The 18004-nt window shown below is 62.3% G+C and carries 17 protein-coding genes; 5 read left to right on the top strand and 12 right to left on the bottom strand.

Annotated features, from left to right (window positions below):
- Positions 1 to 81: 81 nt before the first annotated feature.
- From fabF to PQR53_RS16395, 8 genes are all read right to left on the bottom strand, one after another.
- Positions 82 to 1320, bottom strand: coding sequence for a beta-ketoacyl-ACP synthase II (gene fabF / locus PQR53_RS16430; RefSeq protein ID WP_408455615.1), 1239 nt, complete (start codon positions 1318 to 1320; stop codon positions 82 to 84).
- A gap of 300 nt (positions 1321 to 1620) precedes the next feature.
- Positions 1621 to 1860: an acyl carrier protein gene (gene acpP, locus PQR53_RS16425; RefSeq protein ID WP_179733415.1), complete on the bottom strand. Its 240-nt coding sequence runs from the start codon at positions 1858 to 1860 to the stop codon at positions 1621 to 1623.
- Positions 1861 to 2011: 151 nt separating this feature from the next.
- Complete coding sequence (gene fabG / locus PQR53_RS16420; protein ID WP_323047525.1) at positions 2012 to 2761, bottom strand: 3-oxoacyl-ACP reductase FabG; 750 nt, start codon at positions 2759 to 2761, stop codon at positions 2012 to 2014.
- Positions 2762 to 2847: 86 nt separating this feature from the next.
- Positions 2848 to 3783 carry an ACP S-malonyltransferase gene (gene fabD / locus PQR53_RS16415; protein ID WP_408455611.1) on the bottom strand — a complete coding sequence of 312 codons (936 nt, stop codon included), beginning with the start codon at positions 3781 to 3783 and terminating at the stop codon, positions 2848 to 2850.
- Positions 3784 to 3894: 111 nt separating this feature from the next.
- Positions 3895 to 4884, bottom strand: coding sequence for a beta-ketoacyl-ACP synthase III (locus PQR53_RS16410; RefSeq protein ID WP_408455608.1), 990 nt, complete (start codon positions 4882 to 4884; stop codon positions 3895 to 3897).
- The gene (gene plsX, locus PQR53_RS16405) at positions 4884 to 5990 is read right to left on the bottom strand and encodes a phosphate acyltransferase PlsX (RefSeq protein WP_179733425.1); all 1107 of its coding nucleotides are present in this window, start codon (positions 5988 to 5990) and stop codon (positions 4884 to 4886) included. Before plsX ends, PQR53_RS16410 begins: the two co-directional genes overlap by 1 nt.
- 172 nt (positions 5991 to 6162) lie before the next feature.
- Positions 6163 to 6342, bottom strand: coding sequence for a 50S ribosomal protein L32 (rpmF, locus tag PQR53_RS16400; protein ID WP_006051932.1), 180 nt, complete (start codon positions 6340 to 6342; stop codon positions 6163 to 6165).
- A 102-nt stretch (positions 6343 to 6444) separates the two neighbouring features.
- Positions 6445 to 7089, bottom strand: a complete 645-nt coding sequence (locus tag PQR53_RS16395; RefSeq protein WP_408455605.1) for a DUF177 domain-containing protein — start codon at positions 7087 to 7089, stop codon at positions 6445 to 6447.
- A 225-nt stretch (positions 7090 to 7314) separates the two neighbouring features.
- Here PQR53_RS16395 and PQR53_RS16390 point away from each other — a divergent pair, with 225 nt between their 5' ends.
- Together PQR53_RS16390 and PQR53_RS16385 are read left to right on the top strand one after the other, a co-directional pair.
- Complete coding sequence (locus tag PQR53_RS16390; protein WP_408455602.1) at positions 7315 to 7932, top strand: Maf-like protein; 618 nt, start codon at positions 7315 to 7317, stop codon at positions 7930 to 7932.
- A complete protein-coding gene (locus PQR53_RS16385) occupies positions 7929 to 8648 on the top strand; it encodes an SAM-dependent methyltransferase (RefSeq protein WP_408455599.1) in 720 nt (239 codons plus the stop codon). Before PQR53_RS16390 ends, PQR53_RS16385 begins: the two co-directional genes overlap by 4 nt.
- A gap of 167 nt (positions 8649 to 8815) precedes the next feature.
- Here PQR53_RS16385 and PQR53_RS16380 read toward each other — a convergent pair whose 3' ends face one another.
- The 4 genes from PQR53_RS16380 to PQR53_RS16365 are packed head-to-tail and all read right to left on the bottom strand — an operon-like array spanning position 8816 to position 11932.
- Positions 8816 to 9820, bottom strand: coding sequence for a S49 family peptidase (locus tag PQR53_RS16380; protein ID WP_408455597.1), 1005 nt, complete (start codon positions 9818 to 9820; stop codon positions 8816 to 8818).
- A 33-nt stretch (positions 9821 to 9853) separates the two neighbouring features.
- A complete protein-coding gene (locus tag PQR53_RS16375) occupies positions 9854 to 10246 on the bottom strand; it encodes a Rieske (2Fe-2S) protein (protein WP_408455594.1) in 393 nt (130 codons plus the stop codon).
- An 8-nt stretch (positions 10247 to 10254) separates the two neighbouring features.
- Complete coding sequence (locus PQR53_RS16370; protein ID WP_408455592.1) at positions 10255 to 10914, bottom strand: HAD-IA family hydrolase; 660 nt, start codon at positions 10912 to 10914, stop codon at positions 10255 to 10257.
- Positions 10907 to 11932: an RluA family pseudouridine synthase gene (locus PQR53_RS16365; protein WP_408455647.1), complete on the bottom strand. Its 1026-nt coding sequence runs from the start codon at positions 11930 to 11932 to the stop codon at positions 10907 to 10909. Before PQR53_RS16365 ends, PQR53_RS16370 begins: the two co-directional genes overlap by 8 nt.
- A 732-nt stretch (positions 11933 to 12664) precedes the next feature.
- On the opposite strand from PQR53_RS16365, the gene PQR53_RS16360 reads away from it, so the two are divergent.
- The 3 genes from PQR53_RS16360 to mobA all read left to right on the top strand — a co-directional run bounded on the left by PQR53_RS16360 (position 12665) and on the right by mobA (position 17976).
- Entirely contained in the window at positions 12665 to 15985 is a 3321-nt protein-coding gene (locus PQR53_RS16360; protein ID WP_408455589.1) for an Rne/Rng family ribonuclease, read from the top strand.
- Between the two features lie 254 nt (positions 15986 to 16239).
- The gene (moaA, locus tag PQR53_RS16355) at positions 16240 to 17349 is read left to right on the top strand and encodes a GTP 3',8-cyclase MoaA (protein ID WP_408455586.1); all 1110 of its coding nucleotides are present in this window, start codon (positions 16240 to 16242) and stop codon (positions 17347 to 17349) included.
- Between the two features lie 12 nt (positions 17350 to 17361).
- Positions 17362 to 17976: a molybdenum cofactor guanylyltransferase MobA gene (gene mobA, locus PQR53_RS16350; RefSeq protein WP_408455584.1), complete on the top strand. Its 615-nt coding sequence runs from the start codon at positions 17362 to 17364 to the stop codon at positions 17974 to 17976.
- The last annotated feature ends 28 nt before the right edge of the window (positions 17977 to 18004 follow it).

Genomic DNA, 18004 nt, shown 5'->3' with positions numbered 1-18004 from the left:
CCCGCCGGGCGTTGCCGATTCGAGGTAAGCCGCCGGACAAGCCGGCGTTTTCGACTGGCGCGTCAACAAGCGAGCGGGCGATCAGGCGCGCTTGAAGACCAGCGTGCCGTTCGTGCCGCCGAACCCGAACGAGTTCTTCAGCGCGACGTCGATCTTCACCTCCCGCGCCGTGTTCGCGCAGTAATCGAGATCGCAGTCCGGATCCTGATTGAAGATGTTGATCGTGGGCGGCGACACCTGATGATGCACGGCCAGCACGGTGAACACGGATTCCAGACCGCCGGCGCCGCCCAACAGGTGACCCGTCATCGACTTGGTCGAGTTCACGACCATGTTTTTGGCGTGGTCGCCGAAAGCGCGCTTGATACCGGTGGTTTCAGCGAGGTCACCGAGCGGCGTGGAGGTGCCGTGCGCGTTCAGGTAATTCACCTGATCCGAATTGATGCCCGCGTTCTTCATGGCAGCCAGCATGCACCGGCGGGCGCCGTCGCCGTCTTCCAGCGGGGCGGTCATGTGATAGGCGTCGCCGCTCATTCCATAGCCGCTGATCTCGGCGTAAATCTTCGCGCCACGCGCCTTCGCATGCTCGTACTCTTCGAGCACCATCACGCCGGCGCCCTCGCCCAGTACGAAACCGTCGCGGTCTTTGTCCCACGGACGGCTAGCCGTTGCCGGATCGTCATTGCGCTGCGACAGCGCTTTCGCCGCCGCAAATCCGCCGATCCCAAGCGGCGACACCGTTGCTTCCGCGCCGCCGGCGACCATCACGTCCGCGTCGCCGTACTCGATCAGGCGCGAAGCCTCACCGATACAATGCAGCCCGGTGGTACATGCGGTAACGATCGCGAGGTTCGGGCCCTTGAGGCCGAACTTCATCGACAGATGCCCGGAGATCATATTGATGATCGACGCCGGAACAAAGAACGGCGAGATCCGGCGCGGACCACGATTCAGGTATTCGGTCTGCGTTTCTTCGATCATCGGCAGACCGCCAATGCCCGAACCGACTACCACGCCAATGCGCTCGGAATTCTCATCGGTCACTTCGAGACCGCTGTCCTGCATCGCCTGAATGCCGGCCGCAACGCCGTAATGGATGAACGTATCCATCTTGCGCGCATCTTTACCGGAGATGTAGTCCTCGATATTGAAGCCCTTCACCTCGCCGGCGAAACGAGTCGAAAAGTTCGACGCATCGAACTTCGTGATATTGGCAATACCCGACTTGCCGGCGACCAGATTGGCCCAGCCATCGGCAACATTATTGCCAACAGGCGAAATCAGCCCCAGGCCTGTAACAACAACACGACGGCGGCTCACGGTAACCCCTTTTTCATAGATGACAAAAGCAAAAGCCACAGCGGCCACAGGAACCTGCCCTGTGTGCCCTGTGGCTGTTAACCGCCCCCCACACCTGGTGTTTCACACCAGGTCCCCCAGAGGGGGCAAGAAAACCTGGGGCGGCCCGGCGTTTTCTTGAAAGTCGGCAATCGCGCGGAAACTTGCGCTGTCAACATCGCTGGCTCCTGCACGGCAAAAAGCGCCAGCCCCGCTGGCGTCGGAAACCGACACGGCAGGGCGTCATACGCCGCCAACGCAGAAACGCAGGCGCGAATGACTTTAGGCCTTGACGTTCGCGCGAGCGTAGTCGATCGCTTGCTGAACGGTGGTGATCTTCTCGGCTTCTTCATCCGGAATTTCCATGCCGAATTCGTCTTCGAGGGCCATCACGAGCTCAACGGTGTCGAGCGAGTCGGCGCCGAGGTCGTTCACGAACGAAGCTTCGCTCTTGATTTCAGCTTCTGCAACGCCCAGTTGTTCTGCGACGATCTTCTTGACGCGCTGTTCGATATTGTCCATTACCCCTCCAAGGGAAAAGAAGTTCAAAAATACAGGTGCGCGCATTTTATCAGGTTTGACCCGGCAAAAAAGCGGCGCATCGGGTTCCTGTCAAGGCATGCGTCTTATGCTTTTGCAAACGCATCAAGGCGCGGATAGTAACCGAATTTGGTTACGACATGTACATTCCGCCGTTCACATGCAGTGTCGTGCCGGTGATATAACCCGCTTGCGGCGACGCGAGGAACGCCACAGCGTGCGCGATATCGTCCGGGCTGCCAAGGCGGCCGAGCGGAATCTGCGTCTTCAGTGCGGTTTGCTGCTCTTCCGGCAGCGTTTTGGTCATGTCGGTATCGATGAAGCCCGGCGCGACGCAATTCACCGTGATGCCGCGGCTGCCGATCTCGCGTGCAAGTGCGCGCGTCATGCCTGCTACGCCCGCTTTCGCGGCCGCGTAGTTGACCTGCCCCGGGTTGCCGGCCGAGCCGACCACCGACGTGATGTTGATGATACGGCCGCCCTTCGCCTTCATCATCGGACGCAGCACAGCGCGCGACAGGCGGAAGACCGACTTGAGATTGGTGTCGATCACCGCGTCCCAGTCGTCGTCCTTCATGCGCATAGCCAGTTGGTCCTGCGTAATGCCGGCGTTGTTCACCAGCACGTGCAGCGCGCCGAATTCCTTCACGGTGCCGTCGATCAGCGCTTCCGCCGCGGCAGCGTCGTTTACGTTGAGGACCGCGCCGCGGCCGCTCACGCCGGCCGCACCAAACGCTTCGGTAATCGCGGCTGCGCCGCTTTCGCTGGTCGCGGTGCCGATCACCGTCGCGCCCTGGCGCGCCAGTTCGATCGCGATTGCACGGCCAATGCCGCGCGAGGCGCCGGTCACGATTGCGATCTGCTTGTCGAGAGTCTTTTCCATCTGTCAGTCCGGATGCCCTTTCGGAGGGCTGATTGATTCTTGGTGGCGATTGTTGGCGCCGCCAGCTGCTGCGTATAACGCGGCGCTCAGCCCGCTGTCACGAGCTTGAGCGTTTCTTCGAGCGAGGCCGGATCGAACACCGACGCACCAACCAGATTGCCGTCGATACGCTTGGTCAAACCCGCAAGGACCTTGCCAGGTCCGCATTCGACCACGTGCGTGACGCCTTGCGCCGCCATCGCCTGCACGCTTTCCACCCAACGCACCGGACCTGCGGCCTGGCGCACCAGTGCGTCCTTGATGCTAGCCGGCTCACTAACCACCGCGACGTCGACGTTGTTGAGCACTGGAATCGACGGCACCTGCACGTCGATACCAGCCAGATACTCACGCAATTGATCCGACGCGGGCTTGAGCAGCGAGGAGTGGAACGGCGCCGATACCGGCAGCGGCAAGGCACGCTTTGCGCCCTTCGCCTTCGCGACTTCGCAAGCCTTTTCGACTGCGGCCTTGTGACCGGCGATCACGACTTGTGCCGGCGCGTTGAAATTCACCGCTTCGACCACACCGGCGACCGACGCCTCGGCGCAAACCGCGCGCACCGCGTCGTCATCGAGGCCGAGAATCGCGGCCATGCCGCCGACGCCGACCGGGACGGCCGTTTGCATGGCTTGCGCACGAAAACGCACGAGCGGCACTGCATCGCGAAACGCGAGCGCGCCCGCCGCGACCAACGCGGTGTACTCGCCGAGGCTATGACCGGCGACGATGGCCGGCTTCGGGCCGCCCGCCTGCTGCCACGCGCGATAAACCGCATACGCGGCGGTCAGCATGACCGGCTGGGTATTGGTGGTGAGATTCAGATCTTCGACGGGGCCTTCGGCGATCAGCTTGCCGAGGTCCTGATTGAGCGCATCGGATGCTTCCTGAACCGTCTCACGCACGACCGCGTGATCGGCGAATGCGTTGAGCATGCCGACCGACTGCGAACCTTGCCCAGGAAAAACGAACGCAAATTTCATATCGTCCCCAAAATCGATGTTGTCAGATGTGGGTGGCGCGCCCGATGGGTTGAGAGCGCGCTCAAGCGTAGCGGGGCGCCACGAAGAGCGCTCGCCATAACGTCGCCGCTATCAGTAGCGGATAACCGACGCGCCCCACGTGAAGCCGCCGCCGACGCCTTCGATCAGCACGTTCTGGCCGCGCTTGATGCGGCCGTCGCGCACCGCGACGTCAAATGCGAGCGGAATGGACGCAGCCGACGTATTGCCGTGCTCGCCCACCGTGACGACCATGCGCTCCTGCGGCAAGCCAAGCTTGCGGCAGGTGCTTTGCATAATGCGGATGTTGGCCTGGTGCGGGATCAACCAGTCGACCTGCCCGGCCGACAGATTGGCCTTGGCGAGTGCCTCGACCGCGACCTTCTCGAGCACATTGACGGCAAGCTTGAACACCGCCTGGCCGTCCATATGCAGGAACGCACTGCCTTCGATCACGCCGCCGTTCACATTGCCCGGCGTGCACAGAATCTTCGAATGGCTGCCGTCGGCGTGCAATGCGCTAGCCAGCACGCCCGGTTCTTCGGATGCCTGCAGGATCACCGCGCCCGCGCCGTCGCCGAACAGCACGCAGGTGGTGCGATCCTTGAAATCAAGAATGCGCGAAAAGGTTTCCGCGCCGATCACGAGCGCCGTGCGATGCTGGCCACTGCGAATGAAACTGTCCGCTGTCGCCACCGCATAAGCGAAGCCCGAACAGACGGCTTGCACGTCGAATGCCGCGCCGTGGTTCTTGATGCCGAGCTTGTTCTGCAACAGGCACGCCGTGCTCGGAAACACGAAGTCTGGCGTGGAGGTTGCAACGATGATCAGATCGATGGACTGCGGATCGATATCGGCCGCTTCGATCGCGCGCTGCGAGGCGATCAGCGCCAGATCGCTGGTGGTGACATCGGGTTCGGCGAAGTGGCGTGCATGGATGCCCGTGCGGGCAACGATCCACTCGTCGCTCGTCTCGACGCCCTGACTGGCGAGACGTTCTGCCAGATCCTGATTGGTGACGCGGCCGGGCGGCAGATAGCTGCCGGTGCCGATCACGCGGGAATAAATTGTGGATTGAGCCATTATGCCTTCGAGGATTGCGCAGCGTAGGGCTCGGCCGGCTGGCCTGCGATCGGGCTTGCGTGACCCGCACCGCTTGCGTCGCGCGCCGCCTGTTCAAGAGAACCCGCGTTCTCTTCCATTGCTCGCGCAAGGCGTTCCAGCACGCCGTTTTTGACGGCATCATACCCGCGTTTGATAGCCCACTCAAACCCGTAGGCGTCCGCCGAGCCATGGCTTTTGATCACCAGCCCACGCAGGCCCAGCAACGCCGCGCCATTATATTGCCGATGATCGACGCGCTTCTTGAAGCGCATCAATACAGGCAAGGCGAGCACCGCCATCACCTTGGTGAGCCACGAACGGCCGAACTCTTCCTTGATGATGTCGTTGAGCATCTGCGCGAGGCCCTCCGACGTCTTCAGCGCGACATTGCCGACAAAACCATCGCAGACGATGACGTCGACCGTGCCCTTGAAGATGTCGTTGCCTTCAACGTTGCCGTGAAAGTTAAGTGTACTCGCGCGCAGCAGTTCGCCGGCACGTTTGATGGTGTCGTTACCCTTGATGACTTCTTCGCCGATGTTGAGCAGGCCAATGGTGGGCCGCTCCTTGCCTTCGAGCGCCGACACGAGCGCGTGCCCCATCTCCGCGAACTGCAGCAGATGCTGCGGTTCGCAGTCGACGTTGGCGCCCAGATCGAGCATGGTTGTGTAGCCATCGGGATTGGGCAACGCGAACGCGATGGCCGGGCGCTCAATGCCCGGCAGCGTTTTCAGCACATAGCGCGATACCGCCATCAGCGCACCGGTGTTGCCGGCGGAAATGCAGGCTTGCGCCTCGCCTTCCTTGACGCGGTTCAGCGCCACGCGCATGGACGAATCTTTTTTCTTGCGCAGCGCGACTTCAACCGGATCGTCCATGGCGACGATCTCGGAAGCGGGTACGACGGTCAGCGCCGGCAGGTCTTGAGCCTTCAACTTCTTCAGCTGCGCACGAATCGCACTTTCAATGCCGACGAGCAGCAGTTGCGCGTCAGGATGCGAACGAACGAAGTTAACGGCAGCGGGAACGGTCACGGACGGGCCGTGGTCGCCTCCCATGCAATCTATCGTGAGCTTTACTGTCATGGAGTGCGACGAATTTCAGGCGCCCTGCATGGAACCGCAGCAAGCGCTAAAGCGCCAATTGCGATCGACACAAAAAAGCGGCAATTGAATGCCGCCTTTTTGCCGAGCCGGGAAAATGTCAAGCGAGCCGATCGCCACGCGAAACGCCAAGGGGCGCAACGCAGTGAAACGATTAGTCGTTCTTCGTCTTGACGACTTTCTTGCCGCGATAGTAGCCGTTCGGGCTAACGTGGTGACGCAGATGCACTTCGCCCGTGCTCGGTTCCACGGCCAGCGGCGCTGCCGTCAGGAAATCGTGCGAACGGTGCATGCCGCGCTTCGACGGCGACTTCTTATTTTGTTGAACTGCCATGACTAACTCCTAAAAATTTTCCGAATTCTAACACAGCCCGACCCGGTGTCCGCCATTGACCGAATGGCCAATGCGCCCGCTTCGCGCTCCCATGCAACTTGTTCAGTGCTTCTTGTCGCCCGGCTCACCGCGCTTGAGACTTTCGAGCGCCGCAAACGGATTGGGCCGCTCGGGGTCAACGCCCTCACCAGCTTCGTCCGGCGCAGCCTCGTCGCCCTCGCCTTCTGCTCCAGCCACACCAGAGACGAGGCTCTCGTGCACTTCGGGACACACCTCGTGCTTGGGCACGAGCGGCAAGGAAAGCAACAACTCTTCTTCGATCAAGTCGATGAGATCGAACTGGCGCGAGCCCACGATCACTTCGACTTCATCCTCGTCGAGCGGAAACTCTTCGGCTTCCGCCTCAGTGTTGACGATCCGGTAAGTTGCATCGACATTGAATGCCTGCAGATACGGCGTCATGCACCGCTGACATTCGAGCCATGCCGCACCGTGAATCGCGAGCCTCAGATAAGGCTGCGGACCCTCGGCGCCGTCGTCCTGCAATTCCGGCTGCGTCGTTCCTTCGGCTTGCCAGGTGAACGCGGCATCGCGGTCTGGCGCTTCTGCCGGGACTTCGTTTAACATGCGCGGCAGTTGCGAGACGCGCACGACACCCGCGGCCTGACGCCCACTCCGCGCAAATTCGAACAGATCGATATCGTGCGGGTCGGATAGACCAGCAGGGTTGCCAGGATGTTGAGTCATGTGCGCTCCTGCGTCGGCAAGGATTTCGCCGGGAATAAACCGGTTGCAATGCACCGGCTTGCAAAGCCGCTCGAGGAACTCAGAAAAGCCCGCTCGCGCAATAGCATACCGATGAAAAGCCCAAAATCATATCCGTTTTGTCTTTTCGAGTCAAACACTTAAGCCCGTACACGTGCGACGTCCGCACAACCCCGTACGACCCGCCTCTCTAGCCGTTGGTTGACCATGTCAGATTCCCCCAATCGCCCGCCACGCCTGATTCTGGCGTCGAGTTCGCCTTATCGTCGCGAGCTGCTGGAGCGCCTGCGCGTTCCATTCGACGTCCTTGTGCCGGCGATCGACGAGACGCCGTTTGCCGGCGAAACGCCTGAAGCGACCGCCCTGCGCCTCGCCGAGGCCAAGGCCCGCGCAGTCGCGGACAAGCTCGGCGCCCGTGAAGCCGCGCTCGTGATCGGCTCCGATCAGGTCGCCACCTACGACGGCCTGCAGATCGGCAAACCCGGCACGCACGACAAGGCACTCGCCCAGCTGCAGGCAATGCGCGGCCGCGAAGTGCTGTTTCATAGTGCGCTGTGCCTGTTCGACACCCGCTCTGGGATAGGGCAAGCCGTCGACGTCATCACCCGCGTGCAATTCCGCGACCTACCGGACGCCGCGCTAGAGGCGTATCTGCGCGCTGAAACACCCTACGACGTCGCGGGTAGCGCCAAATCCGAAGGTCTCGGCATCGCATTGCTCGAAGCCATTCACTCGGACGACCCGACCGCGCTGGTCGGCCTGCCGTTGATCGCACTGTCGCGCATGCTGCTCGCAGTGGACTATCCACTTCTGGGGGCATCATGAGCGGCACCTTATATCTGATCCCGAACACGCTCGGCGAAGGTGACGCCGACGCGCTCGATGCCGTTCTGCCCGCGCCGGTTCGGGCACGCGCGGCATCGCTGCACTATTACATCGGCGAGAACGCGAAAACCACCCGGGCTTTTCTGAAGAAGGTCGGCACTGAAAAGCCAATTCAGGAAATCGAAATTCGCGAATTGAACGTCAACACCCCGGCGGGCGAAATCGACAAACTGCTCGCACCACTGCTGGCCGGCACGGATGCAGGTTTGGTGTCCGAAGCCGGCTGCCCGGCAGTCGCGGACCCGGGCGCCCTGCTGGTGCGCCGCGCGCATGAGCGCGGCGTGAAGGTCGTGCCGTTTGTCGGACCGAGTTCGATCTTGCTGGCGTTGATGGCTTCCGGCCTGAATGGTCAGAGCTTTGCGTTTCATGGCTACCTGCCGGTCGACGGCACCGAACGGGCCAAGCGTCTGCGCGATCTGGAGCAACAGTCGCGCAAGGGCAAGCAAACGCAGATCTTTATCGAGACGCCGTACCGGAATCGGGCGTTGCTCGACACGTTGCTGGCAACCTGCGCGCCGTCGACGCTGGTTTGCGTGGCGGTCGACTTAACGCTGGAGACGGAAACCATCGTCAGCCGCACCGTGGCCGACTGGAAAAAGAAACCGGCTATCGATCTGCACAAGCGGCCGGCTATTTTTCTGATTCTCGCCGTCTGATCGATGCTGTGGCTCAGCCGTTGCCCGGGAACTGATTTGTACTCGCGGTCTTTCAGATGGACTGAGCGCTCCAACCAATCGGTCCATCGATCACCGTTTTAACGGCCCACAAACAAAAAGCCCGCGCGCTCACCTGGCGATCGCGCGGGCTTTTTAGACGCAAACAATTACCGCAGGCTCATCTTTCCGCCAAGCGCCATCGCGTGAACGGCGCCACTGCCCACGGCGGCGCCAAATTTGCGCGCCACGCGGTCCGTGATGCTCTCCTTGACCGTGTAGTCGACGATATCCGGCGCTTTGAAAAGGTCGCGCGCGACGTAATCCGCGTCGCCAAAACCGTCTGCGAGCCCCAGCTCGACACTCTTCTGACCGGTCCAGAAGAGACCCGAGAACATGTCCGGCGTTTCGTGAAGCCGCTTGCCACGGCCCTGGCGAACCGCGTCGATGAACTGCGCGTGGATCTGATCGAGCATGTCTTGCGCATGCTCGTCCATCTTCGGCGTTTCCGGCGAGAACGGGTCGAAAAAGCCTTTGTTCTCCCCTGAAGTATGCAGACGACGCTGAATCCCCAGCTTATCCATCAAACCGGTGAAGCCAAAGCTATCCATCAACACGCCAATCGAGCCGACGATGCTCGCCTTGTCGACATAAATCTTGTCGGCCGCCGCGGCCGCGTAATAGCCCCCTGACGCGCACATATCGCCGACCACAACGTACAACGGGATCGACGGGTATTTGGCGCGAAGCCGGCGAATCTCGTTGTAGATGATGCCTGCCTGCACCGGACTGCCACCCGGGCTATTGCAACGCAGGATCACGCCTGCCGTGCCCGCGTCGTCGAAAGCACTTTCCAGTGCGGTGTTGACATCTTCTGCGTTCGCGTTCGTATCAGCGGATATTTCGCCGTCAAGCGTCACCATTGCCGTATGCCGGCCGGTGGTGGAGACCTTGTCGCCAGAGAAATCAAAGGCACCCCATATCGCCAGCAGCAAGACGATCAGGAACACAAAGCGGAAAAAAATCTTCCAGCGGCGGGCCGCGCGCTGTTCGTTGATTGCCGCAAGCGCGATGCGCTCGAGCGCGGCGCGCTCCCAGCCCGGCTCATCGGCAAGCGTGCGGGGGCGGCCTGTCAGGGACGGTTCCTTCGGTTCAGGCGTCAAATTATCGGACATGCGGTGCAGTGGAAAGGTCGAAGAGGGGAAAAATCAGGGCGTGACGGGGCGCAGTTCGCCGTCCGGCAGCCAGAACACGGCGCGGCCTTCAGGCGTATCCCGCTCATCAACCTGAACCGGACGCAACCGGCCGCCACGGCACGGGCCACCCACGCATTTGCCCGTATCAGGCGCGTAAATCGCGCCATGTGTAGCGCACATCAAGTATAAACCGGACGATTCGAAGAACTGCCCTTCGGACCAGTCGAGCTCCATCGGCACGTGGGCGCAGCGATTCAGATAGCCATATGCACGGCCATCATAGCGAACAAAAAATACCACTACCTCGCCACTGCCCAGCATGGCCGCGCGCCGGACGCCCACACCTCCATCGACCAGTTCGTCAGACGCGCAAATGCGCACCGCTTCCGTGGCCGCTTCGCTCATGCCGCCGCTCATGCGTTCTCTCGCAGCCAGCCGGACAGCGCGCTCACGCTCGACGCGACGAATTTCGGCGACAACGCGGTCAGCGAGCCGGCCGGATGCGCCCCATACGTCACACCAATACCCGCCACACCCGCATTGATCGCCATCTGCAAATCGTGCGTCGTATCGCCGACCATCACCGTGCGCGCCGGGTCCTGCCCCAGTTCACGCGTGAGTTCATGCAGCATGGCCGGATGGGGCTTGGAGAAGGTTTCGTCGGCACAGCGCGTGCCGTCGAACAGGCTCGTCAGACGCGATTGATCGAGCGCGCGGTTCAGCCCGACGCGGCTCTTGCCGGTCGCCACCGCCAGCAGATAACCCTGATCGCGCAAGTCCTGCAACATCTCGCGCACGCCGACGAACAACTCGGTAGTCTGATCCTTGACTAAATAGTGGAAGCGGTAGCGCTCCGCCAGACGCGGGTAATCGACAGGATCGAGCGTGGGCGCGGCGATTTGCAGTGCATCACGCAAGCCGAGGCCAATCACGTAGCTGGCAGCCTCGTCGGCGGGAACCGGCAAGCCGAGATCGCGGCAGGCCGACTGGATGCTGCGCGTGATGTGCGCGGTCGAATCCATCAGCGTCCCGTCCCAGTCGAAGACGATCAGATCAAATTGCTCTCTAGCCATGCGGTGTCGTCTCCGGGTTTGACCCATTTCGTAAATCATTGAGCTGCGCAACGAAATTGCGGCACTCGGCCGGCAACGGCGCCTCGAACTGCACGGGCGCGCCGGTTGCCGGATGCGTTAGCTTAAGACGGTATGCGTGCAGGAACATGCGCTTCAGGCCAGGCTTTGCGTTGGCGCGCGCCAGCGCCTTGTTCAGCGCGAAGTCGCCGTATTTTGCATCGCCCACGATCGGCAGTTCCAGATGCTGCAAATGGACGCGAATCTGATGCGTACGGCCTGTCTTCAGTTCTGCTTCAAGCAGCGCGTACTCCGGCCATCTGTCGACCAGATTGAACACCGTATGCGACGCGAGGCCGTCGGCCTGGACACGCACACGCCGTTCGCCGTCCGCGGTCAAATACTTGTGCAACGGCTCCTTAACCGCGCGGCGGCGGCCCCAGTCACTCGCCCAGTCGCCATGGACGCACGCATAGTAGCGCTTATCCATCTTGTTCTCGCGAATCTGCTCGTGCAGATTGACCAGCGCCGAGCGTTTCTTGGCAAGCATCAGGATGCCGGACGTTTCGCGATCCAGCCGATGCACCAATTCGAGGAATTTCGCCTGCGGCCGCGCCTCGCGCATCTGCTCGATCACGCCGAACGCGACACCGCTGCCGCCGTGGACCGCCACCCCGGCAGGTTTGTCGATCACGAGCATGTGCTCGTCTTCAAAAATAATTCTGAAATCGGCGCTCGGCACCGGTGCCTGGGCGATCGCCTCGTTGGGTTGAGCAACGCGAATGGGGGGCACCCGCACCAGATCGCCCAGTTCAAGGCGATACTGCGCGTCTATCCGGCCCTTGTTCACCCGCACTTCCCCGCTGCGCAGGATGCGGTAGATATGGCTTTTCGGCACGCCTTTACAGACGCGCAACAGGAAATTATCAATGCGCTGTCCGGCCGCACTGTCGTCGATCTCGATCATCGAGACCTGGTCACTTGCGACCGATTTCTGGGATATTTTGCCTAACTCTTTCATTATGAATATAATTTGCCCAGCAGTCTGCGGCGGCCGGCGCAGTGTCCGGAATTCGGGCGGATTGCGCAGGTGCAAGCGATAAACCGTTATTTTACTTGCGCCGGGGTCTGGTTGCTCACCCTGAAAATGAGATGCAACATGTTGCACGCACGAAGTCAGTGCCCGGCAGGGACGGCGCCCACAGGCGCGTTCGGTCAAGGTCAGCTTCGACGGTAACGGAATTTTGGTCAAAAAGAATTTAACTTTCAGCTTCGGTATCGGGCGGTCTGACGCCCTGCTGGTTGAAGCTGCCGGTTGCGAAAATACGGCGTGCGCCCGAGGCGTCTTGTAGAAAATACAAGACATGGCGACGTCAAAATGAGGCGAGACACCCCCAGCGAGAAAAGACGCGCCGACTGCGCGAACTTCCCGTTGCGGCATGACCGCAGCCTTCGACCCTCCGGTCACGCGCCCAGTTGGCGCACCGGCGCGAGTGGACGAAAGGCTTATGAAGGTCTGCTGGCAGAACCCGCGGCGTGTCGGGTCGTTATTTGAAGCCGTGTTCGCATGTGCCCTGCGGCACCGTGCCCATATTTCAATGGGACCGGGCCCTCTCAGGCAATTCTCCCGCCATTTTTTCCGCTCCAGCGTGCTTGTGAAAACACAATAAGGCGCGGCATGCCGCTGCCCTCCTGGCTCTCGCGGCTGACAACCGCGCAGCTGAGGGCTAGCTAAGCCGCCTGGAGCCGTTCAATGAAACGAATGTTGTTCAACGCGACGCAGCAGGAAGAACTGCGCGTTGCCATCGTCGATGGGCAAAAACTCATCGATATCGACATCGAAACCGCCGGGCGCGAACAGCGCAAAGGCAATATTTACAAGGGCATCATCACCCGCATCGAGCCGTCGCTCGAGGCCTGTTTCGTCAACTACGGCGAAGACCGCCACGGCTTTTTGCCGTTCAAGGAAGTCGCTCGCCAGTATTTCCGCGACGGCGTCGATATGCGCTCCGCGCGCATTCAGGACGCTCTGAAAGAAGGCCAGGAACTGATCGTTCAGGTCGAAAAGGAAGAGCGCGGCAACAAGGGCGCGGCCCTCACCACGTTCATCTCGCTTGCTGGCCGGTATCTGGTTTTGATGCCGAACAACCCGCGCGGCGGCGGCGTATCGCGCCGGATCGAAGGCGACGACCGTCAGGAACTGCGCGAAACCATGGCGCAGCTGCAATTGCCCGAAGGTATGAGCATCATCGCGCGCACGGCCGGGATTGGCCGCAGCGCCGAAGAATTGCAGTGGGACCTGAACTACCTGATGCAACTGTGGCGCGCCATCGAGGCTGCGTCGCAAAGCGGTTCGAGCGGCCAGCCGATGCTGATTTATCTCGAATCGAGCCTCGTAATCCGCGCGATTCGTGACTATTTCCAGCCGGATATCGGCGAAATTCTGATCGACACCACCGAAATCCATGACCAGGCTCGCGCCTTCATGGATATTGTGATGCCGGACAATGTCAGCAAAGTGAAGCGATATCACGACGACGTGCCGCTGTTCTCGCGCTTCCAGATCGAACATCAGATCGAAACCGCGTACTCGCGCACGGTGCCGCTGCCCTCCGGCGGCGCTATCGTGATCGACCACACGGAAGCCCTGGTCGCGATCGACGTGAACTCGGCGCGCGCCACCAAGGGCGCCGACATCGAGGAAACGGCTGCACGCACCAACCTCGAAGCGGCCGACGAAGTGGCCCGCCAGTTGCGCCTGCGCGACTTGGGCGGCCTGATCGTGATCGACTTCATCGACATGGAATCGGCCAAGAGCCAGCGCGAAGTCGAGCAACGCCTGAAAGACGCTTTGAAGCACGACCGTGCGCGCGTCCAGATGGGCAAGATCTCGCGCTTCGGCCTGATGGAACTGTCGCGTCAACGTCTGCGTCCGGCGCTGTCGGAAGGCAGCCACGTGACCTGCCCGCGCTGTAACGGCACGGGCCACATCCGCGATACCGAATCGTCCGCGCTGCAAGTGCTGCGGATCATTCAGGAAGAAGCGATGAAGGAAAACACCGCGGCGATCCATTGCCAGGTGCCGGTCGAAGTGACCGCCTTCCTGTTGAACGAAAAGCGCGCCGAAATCAACAAGATCGAATCGCGTTTCAAGGTCAATGTCGTCCTGATCCCCAATAAGCACCTCGATACGCCGCATTACAAGCTCGAGCGCCTGCGTCACGACGATGCTCGCCTCGACGAACCGCGCGCCTCGTGGAAGATGGCCGAGGAAGCAGCCCGTGAACTGGAATCGGAAACCGGTTACAGCAAGCGTGCCGAAGAAGTGAAGCCGAAGCAGGAAGCGGCGGTCAAGGGCATCACGCCTGAGAAGCCGGCGCCGAGCGCGCCGGTTCGTCCAGCGGCAACCCCGGCTCCGGTGGCAGTCACACCGGCCGGCGGCGGCTTTATCGGCTGGTTGAAGAATCTGTTCGGCATGCAACCGGCCGCACCGGCGCCTGCCGCGCCGGCTACGGCTGAAAAGCAGACCCGTCCGCAACGCGGCGAACGCACGGAGCGCGGTGAACGCACTGGCGAACGCGGCGGCGATCGCAACCGCAATCGCCGTGGCGGCGCTGGCAGCCGCGACGCAGCGGCCCGTGCCGAAGGCACGACCGGCGGCCGTCAGGCTCAAGCTCAGCAGCCGTCACAGCGTCGCGAGGAACGCGAACCGCGCGAAGGCCGTGAGGCACGCGAAGGTCGTGAACCGCGTGAAGCACGCGAGCCGCGTGGCAATCGTGAGCCGCGTGAGGTTCGCGAAGGCCGCGAACCGCGTGAGGCTCGTGAACCGCGTGAAAGTCGCGAAGGCCGCGAAAACCGTGACCGCGACACTCGCGGCAACGAACGTGCAGCGGAAACCGTCGACGGCGCACCGCGCGCCGAGCGTGGCGAGCGCCAGGAACGCGGCGAACGTCGTGAACGTGGCGAGCGCGCTGAACGAGGCGAACGCCGCAAGCAACAGCCGGAAGCGGCAGATGCACTGACGCAGACCGACGCCCTCACGGCGGAAGAACTGGTGCAAAACCAGACCAGCTTGGGCGAAAACGGTGCGCCGGTCGACCAGGAAGCGGTGGCGCGTGAAGGTGAAGAGCGCCGTCGCCGCCGTCGCGGCCGCCGTGGTGGTCGTCGTGAGCGTGAAGAAGACGTGAACGGCAACCTGGCTGCGGACGTCGCGGAAGCTGAAGGCGACAACATCAATGTGACCGACGAAGCGCCGGTGCGTACCGCGCATCAACCGGTTGAGCACAAAGCTGAAGTCAACGAAGCGAACGACGTCAAGCCGGTGGAAGTAGTTGTCGCTGCCGTCGCAACGGAAACCGCTGTGGTCAGCGAACTGCATGCCGCAGTCGAAACGCCGGCTCTGGCTGTCGAGAAGGCTGCCACGACGGAAACGGTTGTGCCGGCCACGGAAGTGCCGGTGGCACCAGTTGCAGTCGAGCAGGCAGTGGAAGCACCGGTGGCGCAAGCCGCTGCCGCACCGGTCGAAGCCGCCCAGGCTGCACCGGCCGCGAGCGAAACGGTTTCGCTCGTCGAACCGGTTGCTCACGCCGAAGCTCCCGTTGAAGCTCGCGTTGAAACGCCTGTTGAAGCTCGGGTCGAAACGCCGGCAGTTGCGCCGGTCGTCGAGGCGCAAGCCGCATCGGCTCCGGTAGAAACCGCAGCCCCGGCGGCCGTGGTCGAAGCACCGGCTACCCAGCCGACGCCGCAAGCCGAGATCGTCGAACCGCAGCCGGTGGTTGCAGCGGTCGCGCCGGCAGTTGAAGCGGTAGTCGAGCCGGCAGCAGTCGAGCGGGCGCCCGTCGCAGTGGCTCCGCAAGCACCGCGTAACGACGGCGCGTCGGAGGAAGCCCTGAAGCCGGTGCTGGAACAAGCCGGTCTCGTCTGGGTAAGCACCGACGCCGACAAGCTGCGGGCCGCGCAGGAAGCTGCTGCGCAAGCGGCCAAGCCGGTTCGCGTGGGTCGCGAGCGCAAGTCGTTGCCGCCGGTTGAAACCGCGCCGATGCAAATGGTGGAAACCGGTAAGCACTCGCAGTAAGCGAACCGCCGCCACGCAAAAAGCCCGCCCTCATCGGCGGGCTTTTTGTTTTTAAGGGCGCCGGGCGGCCCACCCTACTGGCGCGCTTTATGCGGCTCCCCGTATACCCCGACAGCGTCCGGGGTCTGCCGGCCGCCGAATGCATTTCCGCTAGAATGAAGATCCAGATTCCAATCGCAGCAATAATCGTAGCGCCAGACGACAACCGCGCAGCACCTGAGCAGCCCAAAACGAAGCATCAAGCGAAGCAATTCATGTCCCGACGCATCATCCCTGTTGCCGATCTCAGCGCGGTGCCGGTCATCTCCGGCCCCCTGCAGACGCCTAGTGGCGCACTGCACGATACGCTGGCGCGCCCGCTGCGCGACTTGCGCATATCGGTGACGGATCGCTGCAATTTTCGCTGCGTCTACTGCATGCCGCGCGCGGTGTTCGACAAGGATTACGCGTTTTTGCCGCATGGCGCGCTGCTCAGCTTCGAAGAAATCGAACGGTTGGCGCGGCTCTTTGTCGCGCATGGCGTGGAGAAAATCCGCCTTACGGGTGGCGAACCGCTGCTGCGCAAAAATCTGGAACGCCTGATCGAACGGCTCGCGCAACTCACCACGCCGGAAGGCCGCCCACTCGATCTGACGCTGACCACCAACGGTTCACTGCTGGAGCGCAAGGCACGCAGCCTGAAAGACGCCGGCCTGACCCGCGTGACGGTGAGTCTCGACGCGCTCGACGACGCCCTGTTTCGCCGCATGAACGACGCCGACTTCGCGGTCGCCGACGTGCTGGACGGAATCGCCACGGCCCAAGCGGTGGGGCTCGCGCCGGTGAAGGTCAACATGGTCGTCAAGCGCGGGACCAACGACAGCCAGATCGTGCCGATGGCGCGTCACTTCAAAGGCTCGGGTGCGGTATTGCGTTTCATCGAGTACATGGACGTGGGCACGTCGAACGGCTGGAACATGACCGAAGTGCTGCCTTCCGCCGAGGTCGTGACGCGGATCGCCGAACATTTCCCGCTGGCGCCGCTCGAAGCGCACAGCGCCGCCGAAACCGCCCAGCGCTGGGGCTACATGGACGGTAGCGGCGAAATCGGCGTGATTTCGAGTGTGACACGGGCGTTTTGCAGTAGTTGTACGCGAGCGCGTCTGTCGACCGAGGGCAAGCTGTACTTGTGCCTGTTCGCATCGTCCGGTCACGATCTGCGCGCGTTGCTGCGCAGCGGCGCGAGCGACGCCGATATCGCCACGGCCGTTGCTGAAATCTGGCAAGCCCGCAGCGACCGCTATTCGCAATTGCGTGGCAGCAGCGCCGCTGCGCCACGCGTGCAGGACGGTCGCCGCGTGGAAATGTCGTATATCGGCGGCTAAACGGCCAGACCCATGAACCCGACACGCAATCACATCACCGGCCTGGTCCTCGCGGGCGGACGCGGCATGCGTATGGGCGGGCTCGACAAAGGACTGCAACCGCTGCACGGCGAGCCGCTCGCGGCCCATGTGCTAAAGCGGCTCGCACCGCAAACCGGCGCCCTGCTGATCAGCGCCAATCGCCATCCTTATGTCTACAGCGCGCTCGGCGCGCCGTTCGGCGCCAAGGTGCTTGCCGACACCCTGCCCGGCTTCCCCGGCCCGCTGGCGGGTCTGCTGGCCGGACTGCGCACGGCCGGCACCGCGTACGTGCTGAGCGCGCCTTGCGATACGCCGGGACTGCCCGCGGAACTCGCCGAGCGCCTCGCGCACGCACTGCACTCGAATCAGGCCGACATCGCCACCGTCACGACCACTGACGCCAAAGGCCACGTCTCGCTTCATCCCGTGTTCGCGCTGCTGCGCACGAGTCTCGCGGACGACCTCGCAAGCTTTCTGGAAGCCGGTGAGCGCAAGGTCCGCGCGTGGTACGCGCGCCACAGGACGGTCGAAGTCGCCTTTACCGACGAGCGCGCGTTTTACAATATCAATTCTTTACAAGAACTCGCCGACCTCGAGCGTTGCTGAGGCCCCGGTTTCAAATCCCGCTCCGGCC

The organism is Paraburkholderia fungorum (assembly GCF_046027605.1).
Classification (GTDB): Bacteria; Pseudomonadota; Gammaproteobacteria; order Burkholderiales; family Burkholderiaceae; genus Paraburkholderia; species Paraburkholderia fungorum_F.
Note: the sequence above shows the minus strand (reverse complement) of the source record. Positions and strands in the feature narration are given on the sequence as shown.